Raw genomic sequence first — 17221 nt, 5'->3', positions numbered from 1 at the left:
ACCGAGAGAGACCAAACAACGGGAGGGGGACAGGCGGGGGTCAACCGAATGACGGAGGCTTATCCATAGTCGTTCCGACTTCGTGTAAGCTGATGCTCCTGTCGGCTCCGGGCCGGCAGCGTTTCGTCCCCCGCCACCCCTCGCTGATGGATCTCTCCAAGCCCTCCACCCACGCCAATCTCGAGGCCGCCTTCGGCGGCGAGAGCATGGCGAACCGCAAGTACCTCTTCTTCGCGGACGTGGCCAAGCGTCTCGGCCACGCCGAGCTCGCCCGCCTCTTCCGCGACACCGCGGCCCAGGAGACCGAGCACGCCTTCGCCCACTTCCGTCTGCTTCACCCGGAGCTCGTGGTGGAGGACGGCGCCGGCCTGAGCGAGGAGCAGAAGCAGGCCGTGCTCAGCCGCTGCCTCGAGCTCGCCATCGAGGGCGAGACGTATGAATACACCACCATGTACCCAGAGTTCGCCGCCACGGCTCGGGCCGATCGCGACGGCGGCGCCGAGGCGGAGTTCCGCGAGCAGATCGAGGAGTCGCAGGACCACGCCGCCATCTTCCGCAAGGCCGCCAGCAACTTCGGCTTCCTGGCGCCGATCGAGCAGCACCACGCCGAGCGCTACGGGGTGGCCCTCAGGGCGCTGCAGGGCCTGGGGCAGGCCGGCGAGGCCGAGCAGCCGGTGGCCGGCAAGTGGATCTGCAAGGTGTGCTCGATGATCTATGACCCGGTCGCCGGTGATCCGGACTCCGGCATCGCACCGGGCACGCCGTTCGAGGCGATCCCGGACGACTGGAGCTGCCCGATCTGCGGTGCCACCAAGAAGAGCTTCGTGCCCTACCGGGAAGCGGAGCTGCGCGCTGCCTGAGCCGGCGGCCTTCAGGCCGGATCCGGGGGGTCGCCGCGCCGCACCCAGCGCGCCAGCCCCCCGCCCCGTCCGCGGGCGGCGAGCCAGCCCTCTCGCCGCCCGCCTCCGATCAGCGCGAAGAACGGCTGCCCTTTCGGCACCCCGCCATCCCTGACGCCGCCCGTGCCATCGCTGGCGGTGGGCGTCGCGAGCGATCTGGACAGCAGAGTCCAGCGGCCCCAGAGCAGGCTGAGGCCCTCGAAGCCGAACAGCAGCAGCGGTCGCCGCCCCTGCAGCCGGCCCCAGCCGGCGAAGCGCAGCTGCAGGGGGCCGAGCGCCACGGCATTGGCCACGCGCAGGGGCTCCCCAGCGGCATCCGGGCTCAGGCTCAGTTCCAGCCGCGCGCCCAGCCGGCGCAGCAGCGCACCGGTCAGCCGCGGCTCGGAGGTGGCTCCCTTCGGCCAGACCTGCTCCAGGCACCACACACCCACCAGATCCCCGGGGTGCAGCCCCAGGCCCTCCCGCCGGGCCCGCTCCTCCAGCGCCAACAGCTCCGCCGCCTCCGGGCGCCGGTCCGCATCGGAACCTCCGGCAGGCGGTTGGGTTGGCATCGGCCACTCATACAAGAGAACCAACAGTTTCGCCGGCTCGTTGGCCGGGGCCGGCGCCTACGCCGGCGATCCAGGCCGTGACAACCGCCCTTGTCAGACCGGCTCCGGCTGTGAAATCTTGAGCCGCCCCCAGCCCGCACCGGCTCCAGCACCCGGCCGTTGTTCAGGCAACCCCCGCCCCGATCCGATGACCGCCAACGCCACCCCCGATGTTCTGGTGATCAGCGCCAGCAATGGCGAGAACCTCAAGCTGGGAGAGCGCTTCGTCGCCGCCGGCCGTGAGCTCGGCCGCCAGACCGACCTGCTGGACCTCACCAGCCTCCCCCTGCCGCTCTACAACCCGCGCGCCCATGCCGCCGATGGCGTGCCCGACGCGGCCCGGGCCCTCAGCAGCCAGCTGCAGGCGGCACCCCGCTGGCTGATCTGCGCACCGGAATACAACGGCTCGATCCCACCGGTGCTCTCCAGCGCCATCGCCTGGCTGTCGGTGCAGGGCGACGATTTCCGCACCCTGTTCAACGGGCGCCCGATCGGCATGGCCAGCCATTCCGGCGGTGGCGGCATGGAACTGCTGACGGTGCTGCGCATTCAGCTGGCCCACCTGGGGGCTCAGGTGGTGGGCCGCCAGGTGCAGGCCAATGCCGCGAAGCCCGCCAAGCCCGAGAGCATCCGGGATCTGATGGTGCGGCTGCTGCAGATGGAACCGCTGCAGCTGAGCTGACCGGCGTTCCTTCCCCTCCGCAACCGCCGATCCCGTGCCCAGTCCTCTCCCCCCGCCAGCCGGCCCCATCCGGCTCCGCCGTGCCGCTGAGCGTTTCCACAGCCGGCTCGACTGGCTCGACTCGTGGCACAGCTTCTCCTTCGCCGGCCACCACGATCCCGACTGGAGCGGCTGCGGGCCGCTGCGGGTGATCAACGACGACACAATCGCCGCCGGGAAGGGATTCGGCATGCATCCCCACCGCGACATGGAGATCATCACGGTGATGGTGGAGGGCGAGCTGCACCATCGCGATTCGATGGGCACCCATGAGGTGCTGCGGGCGGGGGAGGTGCAGCGGATGACGACCGGCACCGGCATGGTGCACAGCGAGATGAATGAGGGGAGCGAGCCCTGCCGGCTGCTCCAGATCTGGGTCGAACCGGAGGCCAACCAGCTCCCACCCGGCTACCAACAGCGCCACTTCCGGATCGGAGGCGACTGGAGCCTCTTGGTGGATGGGGCGGACGCCGAACATGACACGGAACCCGGTGCCGATCGTGAGGTCCAGGGAGCCAGCCAGGACGCGGACGCCAGCCACCCCCTGCACGTGCATCAGGGCATCCGGCTCTGGCGGGCCCGACCGCAGGCGGGCCAGCAACTCCATCTGCCGCTGGCCTCCGGCGCACCGGCCTGGCTGCAGCTGATCGACGGGGATGGCGCCCTGGAGACAGGCGGCTCAGACGACAGCGGCCCGCTGGATCTGTACCGCGGCGATGGTCTGGCCTTCCGGCCGGCCAAGGATTGCGGTGCCGGGATCACAGCCGGCACCAAAGGCGCGGACCTGCTGCTCTTCGAACTGGGCTGAGGGAAGGCACGGATCTCAGCGGAGATTGACGAGCACAGATCCTGAAGGGAGCCGGTGAAGCGAGGGGGCGTCAGCGAGACGAGGCATCACGCGTCGACGCACTCCTCTTCAATACTCCTCGACGACCTCCTCTTCGATCACTTCCTCTTCGACAACCTCCTCGACCACCTCTTCTTCATAGACCTCGAACTCCTCGGCCAGGACAGCGGGGCTGAAGCCGAACGCCAGAAGGGCGCTGAGCGCCAGAAGACCTCCTTTCATCAACAGCTGCTGGTCGGGCCCGAGGAAGGTCTCAGGCTGCAGCGGGAGGCGGAGTGGGGGCCGAACCGTTGGCCACCAGCGGCAGCACCAGGGTGGCCAGGCGCTCGGGCCGGGCGGGGCGTTCACGCCGGGGCCGGCGGACGCCGAAGGGAACCCGGATCACGTTGGTGCCCTCAACGGTCACTGCCTGGCCGCTGGCGAGGGACTGCCGGGTGGCGTTGAGACCGGGCGGCAGGCTGGGGCCGGCGGGGAGGGAACGGCCCGGTGTGCCGGAGGGTCTGCCGGTGCGATCGCTGCTCATGAAACCGCCGAATCGGGGAATGCGGTGAGGCAGGACGGGAAATCCGACCTCCACGACCGCAGTTGCAGCAGATTGTGCGGGATGCGCAAGGGCTGAATCAAGCAGAAAGTCTGAAGATCAGCGCGCCAGGGCCGGAACGGGCTCCGCCAGCTCCTCCAGCGAGGGGCAGGTGCAGATCAGATGCCGGTCGCCGTAGGCGTTGTCGATGCGGGCCACGGCGGGCCAGAACTTCGCCTCCCGCAGCCCCGCCATCGGGTAGGCGGCCTGCTCGCGCGAGTAGGGCTCCTCCCAGGTGTCGGCCGTCACGGCCGCGAGGGTGTGGGGGGCCTGGCGCAGGGGGTTGCGCTCGGGATCCGCCTCGCCGCTCTCGATGGCGGCGGCCTCGGCACGGATCGCGGCCATGGCCTCGCAGAAGCGATCGAGCTCCTCGATGGGCTCGCTCTCGGTGGGCTCCACCATCACGGTGCCCGCGACCGGCCAGCTCACGGTCGGCGCGTGGAAGCCGTAGTCCATCAGACGCTTGGCCAGATCATCCACCTCGAGACCGGCCGTGCGGCGCAGCCCCCGCAGATCGAGGATGCACTCGTGGGCCACCAGGCCGGAGGGTCCCCGGAACAGCACCGGGTAATGGCGATCCAGCCGTGTGGCCAGGTAATTGGCCGACAGCAGCGCCACCGCGCTGGCCTGGCGCAGACCCGCACCTCCCATCATGCGGATGTACATCCAGCTGATCGGCAGGATGCCGGCGCTGCCCCAGGGAGCCGCCGACACCGCACCGATGGCCTCCTCGCCGCCGCAGCCCGGCCGCAGGCCATGGCCGGGCAGGAACGGAGCCAGGTGCGCGGCCACGGCGATCGGCCCGACGCCGGGGCCGCCACCGCCGTGGGGGATGCAGAAGGTCTTGTGCAGGTTGAGGTGGCACACATCGGCGCCGTAGGCCCCGGGATGGGCCAGGCCCACCTGGGCGTTGAGGTTGGCCCCGTCCAGATAGACCTGACCGCCGTGCCGGTGCACCAGCTCGCACAGGCGGCGGATGCCCGGTTCGAACACGCCGTGGGTGGAGGGGTAGGTGACCATGGCGGCCGCCAGCTCGCCGGCGTGCTGGCTGGCCTTGCGCTCCAGATCCTCCAGGTCCACGTTGCCTTCGTCGTCACAGGCCACGGGAACCACCTGCATGCCCGCCATCACGGCGCTGGCCGGGTTGGTGCCGTGGGCGCTGGTGGGGATCAGGCAGATGCGGCGATGGCCCTCGCCCCGCTGCCGGTGCCAGGCGCGGATCACCAGCAGACCGGCGTACTCGCCCTGCGATCCGGCATTGGGCTGCAGCGACACGGCGGCGAAGCCGGTCAGGGCGGCCAGCCAGCGCTCGAGGTCCTCGATCAGGCGCGCGTAGCCCCGGCTCTGCTCAGCCGGTGCGAAGGGGTGCAGCTGGGAGAACTCCGGCCAGCTCACCGGTGCCAGCTCGGCAGCGGCATTGAGCTTCATCGTGCAGCTGCCCAGCGGGATCATCCCCTGAACCAGGGAGAAGTCGCGCGCGGCCAGGCGGTGCACATAGCGCACGAAGGTGCTCTCGTTGCGGTGGTCATGGAACACCGGCTGACGCAGCCAGGGCCCCTGCCGCAGGGGCAGCCCGGCCCAGAGCTCCTGCTCGGGCGCCGCGGCCACCTCGATCCCTGCGGAGACCTCGGCAGGCGCGGCCGGGAGGGCTGAGGCGAAGGCTGCCAGCAGCCCCTTCAGTTCGCCGGCATCGCTGCACTCATCCAGGCTCAGCGCCAGGCCAGTGGCCTGCTGCGGAGGAGCGCCCAGCGGCAGCACCCTGAGGTTGAAGCCCGCCGCACTCGCGGCCGCCAGCAGCTCGGGCGCCCGGCCGCTCTGCAGGCAGACGGTGTCGAAGCCGGGCCCGCTCCCGGGGGTCAGGCCCAGCCCCTCCAGCCCGCGGCGCAGCTGTTCCCGCAGCGTCAGGATCCGGCGGGTGATGGCGGTGAGGCCCTCGGGGCCGTGATGCACGGCGTAGAAGCCCGCCATCACGGCCAGCAGCACCTGGGCGGTGCAGATGTTGCTGGTGGCCCGGTCGCGGCGGATGTGCTGCTCCCGCGTCTGCAGGGCCAGCCGCAGGGCGGGCTGACCGGCCCGGTCGCGGGAGCGCCCCACAAGGCGCCCGGGAATGCGGCGCTTGTGGGCCTCGCCGGTGGCGAAGAAGGCGGCATGGGGCCCGCCGAAGCCCATCGGCACCCCGAAGCGCTGGGTGCTGCCGATGGCGATGTCGGCCCCCAGCTCCCCCACCGGCTGCAGCAGCACCTGGGCCAGCGGATCGATGGCCACGGTCACCAGGGCGCCGGCCCCGTGCAGACGGTCGATCAGCGGGCGGGGATCGGGCAGACCCCCATCGCGACCGGGCAGCTGCAGCAGCAGGCCGAAGACATCGCTGAGGTCGACGCTGCCCGCCAGCGCAGCCACCGACGCGGTGCGCACCGCCACGCCCAGAGGCTCGGCCCGGGTGCGCAGCACCTCCAGAGTCTGGGGCAGCACCTGGTCGTCCACCAGGAAGCAGCGGGCCTCGCGCCGGGTGCAGGCCGAGAGGCTCAGGGCCATCGCCTCGGCGGCGGCGGTGCCTTCATCCAGCAGGGAGGCGTTGGCGATCGGCAGGCCCGTGAGCTCGCTGATCAGGGTCTGGAAGTTGAGCAGGGCCTCGAGGCGTCCCTGGGCGATCTCGGCCTGATAGGGGGTGTAGCTCGTGTACCAGCAGGGGTTCTCGAGCACATGGCGCTGGATGGCGGCCGGCGTGATCGTGCCGTGGTAACCGAGGCCGATCAGGCTGCGGCGCGGCGTGTTGAGCGCGGCGATGCGGCGCAGATCCGCCAGGGCCTCGCCCTCGTCGCAGCCCTCGGGCAGACCGGCGGTCGCCGCATCGGCCTCCAGCAGAATCGATTCGGGCACGGCGGCGGCGAGGAAGCTGCTCCAGTCCTCGAAGCCGATGGCCCGGAGCATCCGGTCCTGATCCGCCGCCGTGGGGCCGATGTGGCGCCCCACGAACGCGTCACCACCAGCCCGGATGCCCTCTGCCATGTGCCGCGAACCATGCCACCGGCGGGGATGCTAAGGAGGGCGCCCGCGGCCCGTCCCTCAGAGGCCGTCCACGCGAGCCGCGTAGCCGGCCAGATCCATCAGACCCTCCAGTTCGGCGGGATCTTCCAGCCGGATCTGCAGCAGCCAGCCCTCGCCATGGGGGTCGTTCTGGAGCTCCTCGGGGCTGGCCAGAACCGCATCGTTGCGGCGCTCGATCACGCCGGAGACCGGCGCGAACAGGTCCTCCACCGCCTTCACCGATTCCACCGAGCCGAAGCTGCTGCCGCGGCTGAGGCGCTCTCCCACCTCGGGCAGCTCCACGAAGACGATGTCGCCCAGCTGCTCCACGGCGTAGGCGCTCAGCCCCACGCGGGCCAGCTCCGGATCGGGCCGCACGTATTCATGGCTGTCGGCGAAACGGAAATCGGCGGGAGCGTCAAACGCCATCGGAGCCGGAGCACACGATCCCCAGTCTGCCGATCCCCCGGCCTCAGACCAGCTCAGCCGCCCGCAGGGCGGCGAGGGCCCGGATCAGCGCCAGCTGGTGGTGGGCCCGGTGGGTCCCCCCCTGGCTGAACAGCACGTAGGGCTCCCGCAGCGGCGCGTCAGCGGAGAACTCGCTGGTGCTGCCATCCACGAAGGTGCCGCCGGCCATCACCAGATCGCTGGCATAGCCGGGCATAGCGGCCGGCACGGGATCCAGATAGGCCTCGATCGGCGAGCAGGCCTGGAAGGCGCGGCAGACCAGCCGCAGCGGTTCGGGGCTGCCGAAGCGCACGGCCTGGATCAGATCACCGCGCCAGGCGCCGGGCAGCGGCTGCACCGGGTAGCCGAGGCCCTGAAACAGAGCCGCCACCAGATCGGCGCCGATGAGGGCCTCGGCCACCATCTGCGGCGCCAGGAACAGCCCCTGCAACACCCAGCGGTGGGCCTCGAAGCCCGTGCCGCCGGCGGCGCCGATGCCGGGCGCCGTCAGGCGGCAGCAGGCCTGCTCCACCAGATCGGCCCGGCCGGCCAGGTAGCCGCCGGTGGGAGCCAGGGTGCCGCCGGGGTTCTTGATCAGGGAGCCGGCGATCAGGTCCGCACCGGCGGCGGTGGGCTCCCGCTCCTCCACGAACTCGCCGTAGCAGTTGTCGACAAAGCAGACGCAGCCGGGCCAGCGCCGGTGCACCCGCTCGCACAGGCGTTCGATCTCCTCCATCGACAGGCAGGGGCGCCAGCTGTAGCCGCAGCTGCGCTGCAGCAGCACCAGGCGGGGCTCCTCGGCCAGCGCCGTCTCGATCGCGCCCTCGTCGGGCCGGCCGTCCGGGGCGAGGGGTACCTCGGCGTAGGTCACGCCGAACTCCGCCAGCGAGCCCTGGCCGCTGCCCCGCAGACCGATCACCTCCTCGAGGGTGTCGTAGGGCCGGCCGGTGAGCGCCAGCATGCGATCGCCGGGGCGCAGCACCCCGAACAGTGCGGCGGCGATCGCATGGGTGCCGCTGACGAACTGAAGCCGCACAGCCGCCCGCTCCGCTCCGAGCACATCGGCGAAGACCCGGTCGATCACCTCACGGCCCTGATCGCCGTGGCCGTAACCGCTCACGGAGGCGAAATGGTGCGGCCCCACACGCGCCGCCGCCAGGGCCGCCAGCACGCGGGCCAGACGGGGGCGCACCGCCTCGGTGCGGGCCGCCGCGGCCCCGGCCATCGCCTCACCGGCCGCCTGGACCCGCTCGCTGGCCCAGGCCTCCCAGGCCCGCCAGTCCGCCCCCGTTCCCCCTGCTGCCGCCATGGCTGCGCACTCCGCGACGCACAGGACTCCTAGATTGCCGCGCTGCCCCGCCGCTTCGGACACCGCCTTGCCCACTGCCGCCGCCACGCTCCCCTCCCCGTCGCGCCCGCAGGCGCCACGTCCAGCGGAGCTGCGCCGCGGTCTGCTGGAGCCCCGTCCACCACTGCCGCCACGGCAGCGACGGTTCAAGGCGGGCACCACCGGATTCATGCTGGCGCTGCACGTGGGAGCGGTGGCGGCCCTGCTGCCCCGCTTCTGGAGCCTGCCGGCCGTTCTCACCCTCGCTGTTCTCTACTGGGTCACGGTGCTGGGGGTGACCCTGGGGCTGCACCGCCTGGTGGCCCACCGCAGCTTCAGTGCCCCCCGCTGGCTGGAACGGCTGCTGGTGCTGATGGGCACCCTGGCCTGCCAGAGCGGTCCGATCGAGTGGGTGGGCCTGCATCGCCATCACCACCTTCACTCCGATCAGGTCAACGACCACCACGACGCCCGCCGCGGCCTCTGGTGGAGCCACAGCGCCTGGATGCTGCACGAGATCCCGGCCCTCCGGGAGGTGAGCCGCTTCACCGGCGACCTGCGGCGCGATCCCTTCTATCGCTGGCTCGACCGCTGGTTCCTGCTGCTCCAGATCCCCCTGGGTCTGACCCTGTACGCCCTGGGCGAGCGCCTGGCCGTGCCCGGCGGCGGCCTGGCCCTGGTGCTGTGGGGCATCCCGCTGCGGCTGGTGCTCGTGTATCACGTCACCTGGCTTGTGAACTCGGCCACCCACGCCTTCGGTTACCGCAACTTCGATTCGCCCGATCTCTCGCGCAACTGCTGGTGGGTGGCCCTGCTGAGCTTCGGTGAGGGCTGGCACAACAACCACCATGCCCACCCCTCCAGCGCCCGCCACGGGCTGCGCTGGTTCGAGCTCGACATCACCTGGGCCCACATCCGGGTGCTGCGCGCCCTGGGTCTGGCGCGCCGGCTGCGGCTGGCGCCGATGCCAGGCTCCGGGCGCTGAGGCGCGGGTTCAGGAGGGCCCTGAACCGTTCGTCGGCAGCCTGCGGCGCAGGCGCTCGAGGAACTCCCCCGGGTTCTCCTCACCGTCTGCCCCGACCTTCCCCTCGCTCCCGAGAAGAGCCTGCTCGGTGCGCTGCAGATCGGGCAGGAGGGCATCGAGGCTGCGGGCGCTGTATTCGGCCTGTCCGGCCATCACGGCGGCGAAGTCATTGCGGTCCTGGCGGCGGCGGCGGGGAAAGGCGGCCATCACCTCATCCCGGCAGGACCGCCAGGACCGGCCGCCGCAGAGCAGATCCGCCAGGGCCGCGCTCAGCTCAGCGGCCTCGGCATCGCCGGCGATGCGCCAGTCGTAGGCCGGCGGCGGCGGCCTCAGGCCGACGAAGATCTCCACCAGGTCACCGCAGCCGAGGGGCTGACCACCGCCGTCGAGCAGGGGCAGGGCCGAGGCCTCCACGGCGGCGAGCAGCTCGGGCACATCCGCCAGCGCCGTGCACAGCGCCGAAGGAAGCGGCGCCCCGGCGGGCCGCTGGGCCAGCAGGGCGTTGAGGCGGGCCAGGGTGAGAAAGATCTCCGGCCCCGGTGCGGCCAGCTTGCCGTTGCGCAGATTGGAGAGCTGGGAGTTGTGGATGCGACCGAGATCGAGCAGCTCGGCCATGGCCGGCAGCACCCGGTGCGACCAGGCGTTGCGCTCGTGCCAGACCTTGATCATGTGCCCGAAGGCCTGGCGCCCTGATACGAGGTCGTCTCGATACCCCAAGCGTGATCTTGATCCGTATCGCTATTGTACCGATCACTGATTCGGAATGCCCATGACGGCAACCCTCTCGGCACCAGTGGCCGCCAGTGCCGCCCACCGCCGAGCCCAGGCCCTGCACATCCCCCGCCGCGGCGAGCCGATGCCCTCCGCCGAGCGGGGGGTGCGCTGGGGCACGGTGGCCTTCATGGTCGTGATCCACGCCCTCGGGCTCTTCGCCCTGCTGCCGCGCTTCTGGAGCCTGCCGGCCGTGCTCAGCCTGCTGATCCTCTACTGGGCCACCGCCTGCCTGGGGGTCACGATCGGCTATCACCGCCTGCTCTCCCACCGCGCCTTCCGGGTGCCCCACTGGCTCGAGCGGGTGTTCGCCACCTTCGGGGCCATCAGCTGCCAGCACGGCCCGATTGACTGGGTGGGCCTGCACCGCCACCACCACAAGTTCTCCGACACCGACGCCGACCACCACAACAGCCACCGCGGCTTCTGGTGGAGCCACATGGGCTGGATGTTCCAGGAGATCCCGGCCATGGCGGCCGTGCCGCGGCTCACGGGCGACCTGGCCAAAGACCCCTACTACCGCTGGCTCAACGTTCACTTCCTCTGGCTGCAGCTGCCCCTCGCCCTGCTCCTCTACGGCATCGGCACGGTGACGGGCGCCGGCGGCTGGGCCCTGGTGCTCTGGGGCATCCCGCTTCGCCTGATGGTCGTATATCACATCACCTGGCTGGTGAACTCGGCCACCCACTGCTGGGGCCAGGCGCCCCACAGCAGCGGTGACGCCTCCCGCAACAACCCATGGGTCGCCGCCCTGACCTTCGGCGAGGGCTGGCACAACAACCACCACGCCTACCCCCACTCCGCACGGCACGGCCTGGAACCCGGCCAGATTGATCTGACCTGGCAGCACATCCGGCTGATGCGCCGGCTCGGCCTGGCGACCCGCATCCGCCTGCCCGGCGGCTGGGCGGATGCCCCCGGCACGGCCGGGTAAGGTGTTGGGCTGATCTGCGGGGGGCGTGCCCGGATGCACCGGGGCCTCCCGCCAGCGCCCGCCCCAGCTGATTCCCCCCCACCCCTTCGAACCGTTCCCATGGCCAAGCGTGTCCAGGTCGTCCTCAGCGAGGACTTGCTCAACCTCGGCAAGAAGGGTGATCTGGTGGAGGTGGCCCCGGGCTATGCCCGCAACCACCTGCTGCCCACCGGCAAGGCCCTGGCCGTGACCCCCTCGGTGATGCGCCAGGTGGAGCACCGCCGCGCCAAGGAGGCCGAGCGCCAGGAAGCGCTGCGCCAGGCCGCCGTGGACTTCCGCACGGCCCTCACCACGATCGGACGCTTCACCGTCAAGAAGCAGACCGGTGGCGATGACGTGCTCTTCGGCACGGTGACCAACGGTGATGTGGCCGACGCGATCACCGCGGCCACCAAGAAGGAGGTGGACCGCCGCCACATCCTGGTGCCCGAGATCCACCGGACCGGCTCCTACAAGATCCAGGTGAAGCTGCACCCCGAGGTCACCGCCGAGATCAACCTCGAGGTGGTGAGCCACTGATCCGGCGGCCGGGCGTTCCCCTGCGGTCATGCTGAGCGCCTCCACACCAGGGCCCGAGGGGCCCACACCTCCTCCCGCGCGGGGTCCGAGACCGGCGCCGCAGCGGGAGGAGCGCCTGTTCGAGGCGTTGCCCGAGTCGATGCCGCCGCAGAACCTGGAGGCCGAGGAGGCTGTTCTGGGGGGCATCCTGCTGGATCCCGAAGCCATCGCCCGTGTGGCCGACCAGCTGCGGCCGGAGGCCTTCTATCTCACGGCGCACCGCGAGATCTACCGCACCGCCCTGATGCTGCACAGCCAGGGCAAGCCCACCGATCTCACCGCCATGACCGCCTGGCTGGCGGACACGGGCCATCTGGAGAAGGTGGGCGGGAGCGGCCGCCTTGTGGAGCTGGTGGAGCGCACCATCTCCACCGCCTCGATCGAGCAGGTGGCCCGGCTGGTGATGGACAAGTTCCTGCGCCGCCAGCTGATCCGGTCGGGCAACGCCGTGATCCGGCTGGGCTTCGATCAGGCCCGACCGATGGAGGAGGTGCTCGATGAGGCCGAGCAGCAGATCTTCGCCATCAGTCAGGAGAAGCCGACCAGCGGCCTCACGCCCACGGCCGAGATCCTCACCAGCACCTTCAACGAGATCGAGAGCCGCTCCCTCGGCACGGCGGTGGCCGGCATCCCGGTCAACTTCTACGACCTCGATGCCATGACCCAGGGGCTGCAGCGCAGCGACCTGATCATCGTGGCCGGGCGCCCCGCCATGGGGAAGACCTCGATCGTGCTGAACATCGCCCGCAACGTGGCCCAGCACCATCAGCTGCCGGTCTGCGTCTTCAGCCTGGAGATGAGCAAGGAACAGCTCACCTACCGGCTGCTGTCGATGGAGGTGGGGATCGAGAGCGGGCGGCTGCGCACGGGCCGACTGCAGCAGGAGGAATGGCCCCTGCTGGGCCAGGGCATCAACACCCTCGGGCAGCTACCTCTCTTTCTCGACGACAAGCCCAATGTGGGTGTGCTCGAGATGCGCTCCCTCTGCCGCCGACTGATGGCCGAGCAGGGCCGCGAGCTGGGGCTGGTGGTGATCGACTACCTGCAGCTGATGGAGGGCTCCAACTCCGACAACCGGGTGCAGGAGCTCTCCCGCATCACCCGCGGCCTCAAGGGCATGGCCCGGGAGCTGAACGTGCCGGTGATGGCCCTCTCCCAGCTCAGCCGGGGCGTGGAATCGCGCACCAACAAACGGCCCATGCTCAGCGATCTGCGCGAATCGGGTTCGATCGAGCAGGACGCCGATCTGGTGCTGATGATCTACCGCGACGAGTACTACAACCCCGAAACGGCCGATCGGGGCATCACCGAGGTGATCGTGACCAAGCACCGCAACGGCCCGGTGGGAACGGTGAAGCTGCTGTTCGAACCCCAGTTCACCCGCTTCCGCAACCTGGCGATGTGAGCCGGCCGGTGCGGCGCGATCCTGGGATCGTGTTCCACTCGCCGAGATGATTCGCTCACGCGCCGCCGTGGCCTGGGAAGCGGGCCGCCCCCTGGAGGTCACGGAGGTGGACGTGGCGCCGCCGGGACCAGGGGAAGCGCTGGTGAAGCTGGTGGCCACCGGGGTCTGCCACACGGATGCCTACACGCTGTCGGGGGCCGACCCGGAGGGACTGTTTCCCGCGATCCTCGGCCACGAGGGCGGCGGTGTGGTGCAGGAGGTGGGCGAGGGGGTGAGCAGCGTGCGCCCCGGCGACCACGTGATCCCGCTGTACACACCGGAGTGCGGACGCTGCAAGTTCTGCCGCTCCGGCAAGACCAACCTCTGCCAGGCGATCCGCGCCACCCAGGGCAAGGGGCTGATGCCCGACGGCAGCAGCCGCTTCTCCAGGGACGGACGCCGCATCCACCACTACATGGGCACCTCCACCTTCTCGGAGTACACCGTGGTGCCGGAGATCGCCCTGGCGCGCATCGCTGCCGGTGCACCGTTGGAGAAGGTCTGCCTGCTGGGCTGCGGTGTGACCACCGGCATCGGTGCGGTGCGCAACACCGCCCGGGTGGAGCCAGGCAGCAGTGTGGCTGTATTCGGTCTGGGAGGCATCGGCCTGGCCGTGATCATCGGGGCGGTGATGGCCGGAGCGGAGCGGATCCTCGCCATCGACATCAACCCGTCCAAATTCGAGGTGGCGCGCCAGCTGGGGGCGACCGACTGCCTCAACCCCAGGGACGAGGAGAGCCCGATCCAGGAGCGGATCATCGCCCTCACCGACGGCGGCGTGGACTACTCCTTCGAGTGCATCGGCAACGTGGAGGTGATGCGCGCGGCCCTCGAGTCGTGCCACAAGGGCTGGGGGGAGTCGACGATCATCGGCGTCGCGGGAGCCGGCCAGGAGATCAGCACCCGGCCCTTCCAGCTGGTGACCGGCCGTGTCTGGCGCGGCACCGCCTTCGGCGGGGTCAAGGGGCGCTCGCAGCTGCCCGAGTATGTGGACTGGGCCATGCAGGGCCGCATTCCACTCGATGTGTTCATCACCCACACCATGGGGCTGGAGGACATCAACACCGCTTTCGATCTGATGCACGAGGGCAAGAGCATCCGCTCGGTGATCCATTTCTGACGCTCCAACCCCATGCCCCTGCCCGAGCCCGGCTCCAGACGTCCAGCCAGCCCGCCAGGCGCCCCGCCATGGCTGCAGCTGCTGGAGGAGAACCGCTGCTTCGGCGGCCTGCACCGCCGCTACAGGATTGAGAGCCGCGAGCTGAGCGGCAGCACGGTGGTGGCGGTGTTTCTGCCCCCCTCGGCGCTCGACGGCCAGCGGGTTCCAGCCCTGTACTGGCTCTCCGGCCTCACCTGCACCGATCAGAACGTGATGCAGAAGTCCGGCGTGCAGCGTCTGGCCGCCCGGCTGGGACTGGCGGTGGTGGCACCGGACACCAGCCCACGCGGCGAGGGGGTGCCCACGGATCCTGACGGCGGCTGGGATCTGGGCCAGGGAGCGGGCTTCTATGTGGATGCCAGCGCCCCGCCCTGGAACCGCCATTACCGCATGCACAGCTACGTGACAGAGGAGCTGCCGGAGCTGCTGGAGCGGGAGCTGCCACTGCTGCCGCTGCGGGGAATCAGCGGGCACTCGATGGGGGGACACGGGGCGCTCATCTGCGCCCTCCGCCATCCCGGTCGCTACGCCTCGGTCTCCGCCTTCGCCCCGATCGCCCACCCGGGTGCCTGCCCCTGGGGGCGCAAGGCCCTGGGCGCTTACTTGGGAGCGGATCCGGCGGCCTGGCGTGGCTGGGATGCCTGCACGCTCCTTCAGGACGGCCAGCGGGCGACGGGGCCGGATGGCGGCCTGCTGCCGCTGCTGGTGGACCAGGGCCTGGCCGACGGCTTCCTGGAGGAGCAGCTGCGGCCCGCGGATCTGGAGGCCGCCGCGGCCGCAGCCGGCCAGCCCCTGGAGCTCCGCCGGCAGCCCGGCTACGACCACAGCTACTTCTTCATCGCCAGCTTCATCGACGACCATCTCCACCATCACGCCCGGGCGCTGCTGAACCAGCCACTGCCCTGAGCCGAGCCATACATTGACCCGATGGCTCAGGACTGCACCGAACGCTTCGATCTGATCGTCGTCGGAGGCGGTCATGCAGGCTGCGAGGCGGCCCTCACGGCAGCGCGGCTCGGCCTCTCCACCGCCCTGTTCACCCTCAACCTCGACCGCATCGCCTGGCAGCCCTGCAACCCGGCGGTGGGCGGGCCGGCCAAGAGCCAGCTGGTGCACGAAGTCGATGCCATGGGCGGGGTGATCGGCCGCCTGGCCGACGCCACGGCCCTGCAGAAACGGGTGCTCAACGCCAGCCGCGGCCCGGCGGTGCGGGCCCTGCGCGCCCAGACCGACAAGCGTCTCTACGCCCGTCAGATGCTGCAGCTGCTGCAGCACACCCCGAACCTGGCCCTGCGGGAGGCGATGGTGACCGAGCTGCTGGTGGCGGGGGACGCCGATGCGGGAACGGCCCGCATCGAGGGGGTGGGCACCTACTTCGGGGGCCGCTACGGCGCCGGGGCCGTGATCCTCACCACCGGCACCTTCCTCAACGGCCGCATCTGGGTGGGCCTGCAGTCGATGGCGGCCGGCCGGGCCGGCGAGGCACCCTCCCAGGGCCTCACCGAAGCCCTGCATGCCCTGGGCATCCACACCGAGCGCCTCAAGACCGGCACCCCGGCCCGGGTGGACCGGCGCAGCGTCGCCCTCGATGCGCTCGAGGAGCAGCCCAGCGACGCCGCCGATCGCTTCTTCTCCTTCGATCCCACGGCCTGGGTGAGCGGCGAGCAGATGAGCTGCCACATCACCCGCACCACCGAGGCCACGCACCGGCTGATCCGCGACAACCTCCACCTCACCCCGATCTACGGCGGTGTGGTCGACAGCACGGGGCCGCGCTACTGCCCCTCGATCGAGGACAAGATCGTCCGCTTCGCGGACAAGCCCTCCCACCAGATCTTTCTGGAGCCGGAAGGGCGCGACACGCCCGAGCTCTACGTGCAGGGCTTCTCCACGGGGCTGCCGGAGCGGCTGCAGCTGGAGCTCTTGCGCACCCTGCCGGGGCTGGAGCAATGCGTGATGCTCCGGCCCGCCTACGCGGTGGACTACGACTACGTGCCGGCGACCCAGCTCTGGCCGAGCCTGGAGAGCAAGCGGGTGCAGGGACTCTTCTGCGCCGGCCAGCTCAACGGCACCACCGGCTACGAGGAGGCGGCGGCCCAGGGCCTGGTGGCGGGCCTCAACGCCGCCCGACGGCTGGGGCAGCAGGACCCGGTGCACTTCCCGCGCGAGGGCAGCTACATCGGCACGATGATCGACGATCTGGTGAGCCGGGATCTGCGCGAGCCCTACCGGGTGCTGACCAGCCGCAGCGAGTACCGGCTGGTGCTGCGGGGCGACAACGCCGACCGCCGCCTGACACCGCTCGCCCGTGAGCTGGGTCTGATCGATCAGCGCCGCTGGGATCTGTTCCAGCGCAAGCAGGAGGCGATCGAGCGGGAGATCCAGCGGCTGGAGACCAGCCGCCTCAGGGCCGGCGATACCGCCGGCGCGGCCCTGGCGGAGCGGTCCGGCGCGGCGATCAAGGGCTCGATCACCCTGGCGGATCTGCTGCGGCGCCCGGCCCTGCACCACAGCGATCTGGTCGAGCACGGACTGATGGAGGCGGAGCTGGGAGCCGACGTCTGCGAAGCCGCCGAGATCGACATCAAATACAGCGGCTACCTGGCTCGCCAGGAGGCCCAGATCGCCCGCGTCCGCCGCCAGGAGCACCGGCCGATCCCCGAGGACGTGCCCTATGCCTCGATCGACAGCCTCTCGCTCGAGGCGCGCGAGAAGCTCGCGGCCGTGCAGCCCCTCACCCTCGGGCAGGCCAGCCGGATCCCCGGCGTGAGCCGGGCCGACGTGAGCGCCCTGCTGCTGTGGCTGGAGCTCGAGCGACGCCGAACGCTCGTCAGCAGCGGCCGGGACCGATAAG

At 70.8% G+C, this 17221-nt stretch carries 17 protein-coding genes; 10 read left to right on the top strand and 7 right to left on the bottom strand.

The window, feature by feature from the left end; translation table 11 throughout:
- Positions 1–146 precede the first annotated feature (146 nt).
- Positions 147–860, top strand: a complete 714-nt coding sequence (locus EVJ50_RS11460) for a rubrerythrin family protein (protein WP_150884080.1) — start codon at positions 147–149, stop codon at positions 858–860.
- A gap of 11 nt (positions 861–871) precedes the next feature.
- Here EVJ50_RS11460 and EVJ50_RS11455 read toward each other — a convergent pair whose 3' ends face one another.
- A complete protein-coding gene (locus EVJ50_RS11455) occupies positions 872–1450 on the bottom strand; it encodes a hypothetical protein (RefSeq protein ID WP_150884079.1) in 579 nt (192 codons plus the stop codon).
- A gap of 187 nt (positions 1451–1637) precedes the next feature.
- On the opposite strand from EVJ50_RS11455, the gene EVJ50_RS11450 reads away from it, so the two are divergent.
- Positions 1638–2171, top strand: a complete 534-nt coding sequence (locus EVJ50_RS11450) for an NADPH-dependent FMN reductase (RefSeq protein ID WP_150884078.1) — start codon at positions 1638–1640, stop codon at positions 2169–2171.
- 34 nt (positions 2172–2205) lie between these two features.
- On the top strand, positions 2206–3018 hold the full coding sequence (locus tag EVJ50_RS11445) for a pirin family protein (RefSeq protein ID WP_150884077.1): 813 nt from the start codon (positions 2206–2208) through the stop codon (positions 3016–3018).
- Between the two features lie 108 nt (positions 3019–3126).
- Here EVJ50_RS11445 and EVJ50_RS14705 read toward each other — a convergent pair whose 3' ends face one another.
- From EVJ50_RS14705 to EVJ50_RS11425, 5 genes are all read right to left on the bottom strand, one after another.
- Entirely contained in the window at positions 3127–3279 is a 153-nt protein-coding gene (locus tag EVJ50_RS14705) for a hypothetical protein (RefSeq protein WP_191964759.1), read from the bottom strand.
- A gap of 31 nt (positions 3280–3310) precedes the next feature.
- The gene (locus tag EVJ50_RS11440; protein ID WP_150884076.1) at positions 3311–3580 is read right to left on the bottom strand and encodes a hypothetical protein; all 270 of its coding nucleotides are present in this window, start codon (positions 3578–3580) and stop codon (positions 3311–3313) included.
- A gap of 117 nt (positions 3581–3697) precedes the next feature.
- The gene (gene gcvP / locus EVJ50_RS11435) at positions 3698–6646 is read right to left on the bottom strand and encodes an aminomethyl-transferring glycine dehydrogenase (protein WP_150884075.1); all 2949 of its coding nucleotides are present in this window, start codon (positions 6644–6646) and stop codon (positions 3698–3700) included.
- 57 nt (positions 6647–6703) lie between these two features.
- Positions 6704–7093 carry a glycine cleavage system protein GcvH gene (gene gcvH / locus EVJ50_RS11430; protein ID WP_150884074.1) on the bottom strand — a complete coding sequence of 130 codons (390 nt, stop codon included), beginning with the start codon at positions 7091–7093 and terminating at the stop codon, positions 6704–6706.
- A gap of 43 nt (positions 7094–7136) precedes the next feature.
- The gene (locus EVJ50_RS11425; protein ID WP_150884073.1) at positions 7137–8420 is read right to left on the bottom strand and encodes a methionine gamma-lyase family protein; all 1284 of its coding nucleotides are present in this window, start codon (positions 8418–8420) and stop codon (positions 7137–7139) included.
- Between the two features lie 67 nt (positions 8421–8487).
- Here EVJ50_RS11425 and EVJ50_RS11420 point away from each other — a divergent pair, with 67 nt between their 5' ends.
- Positions 8488–9423: a fatty acid desaturase gene (locus EVJ50_RS11420; protein WP_225322917.1), complete on the top strand. Its 936-nt coding sequence runs from the start codon at positions 8488–8490 to the stop codon at positions 9421–9423.
- Positions 9424–9432: 9 nt separating this feature from the next.
- On the opposite strand, the gene EVJ50_RS11415 is transcribed toward EVJ50_RS11420, so the two are convergent.
- Positions 9433–10131, bottom strand: coding sequence for a hypothetical protein (locus EVJ50_RS11415; RefSeq protein ID WP_225322916.1), 699 nt, complete (start codon positions 10129–10131; stop codon positions 9433–9435).
- A 100-nt stretch (positions 10132–10231) separates the two neighbouring features.
- Here EVJ50_RS11415 and EVJ50_RS11410 point away from each other — a divergent pair, with 100 nt between their 5' ends.
- From EVJ50_RS11410 to mnmG, 6 genes are all read left to right on the top strand, one after another.
- Complete coding sequence (locus EVJ50_RS11410; protein WP_150884070.1) at positions 10232–11167, top strand: fatty acid desaturase; 936 nt, start codon at positions 10232–10234, stop codon at positions 11165–11167.
- A gap of 99 nt (positions 11168–11266) precedes the next feature.
- Complete coding sequence (rplI, locus tag EVJ50_RS11405) at positions 11267–11725, top strand: 50S ribosomal protein L9 (protein ID WP_150884069.1); 459 nt, start codon at positions 11267–11269, stop codon at positions 11723–11725.
- A 28-nt stretch (positions 11726–11753) separates the two neighbouring features.
- On the top strand, positions 11754–13169 hold the full coding sequence (gene dnaB, locus EVJ50_RS11400; protein WP_150884068.1) for a replicative DNA helicase: 1416 nt from the start codon (positions 11754–11756) through the stop codon (positions 13167–13169).
- A gap of 46 nt (positions 13170–13215) precedes the next feature.
- The gene (locus EVJ50_RS11395; protein ID WP_150884067.1) at positions 13216–14328 is read left to right on the top strand and encodes an S-(hydroxymethyl)glutathione dehydrogenase/class III alcohol dehydrogenase; all 1113 of its coding nucleotides are present in this window, start codon (positions 13216–13218) and stop codon (positions 14326–14328) included.
- A gap of 72 nt (positions 14329–14400) precedes the next feature.
- Complete coding sequence (gene fghA / locus EVJ50_RS11390) at positions 14401–15273, top strand: S-formylglutathione hydrolase (protein ID WP_191964922.1); 873 nt, start codon at positions 14401–14403, stop codon at positions 15271–15273.
- Between the two features lie 21 nt (positions 15274–15294).
- On the top strand, positions 15295–17220 hold the full coding sequence (mnmG, locus tag EVJ50_RS11385) for a tRNA uridine-5-carboxymethylaminomethyl(34) synthesis enzyme MnmG (protein ID WP_150884065.1): 1926 nt from the start codon (positions 15295–15297) through the stop codon (positions 17218–17220).
- The last annotated feature ends 1 nt before the right edge of the window (position 17221 follow it).

This window comes from Synechococcus sp. RSCCF101, from assembly GCF_008807075.1.
GTDB lineage: Bacteria > Cyanobacteriota > Cyanobacteriia > PCC-6307 > Cyanobiaceae > RSCCF101.
This window is presented reverse-complemented; position numbering and strand designations above follow the sequence as displayed.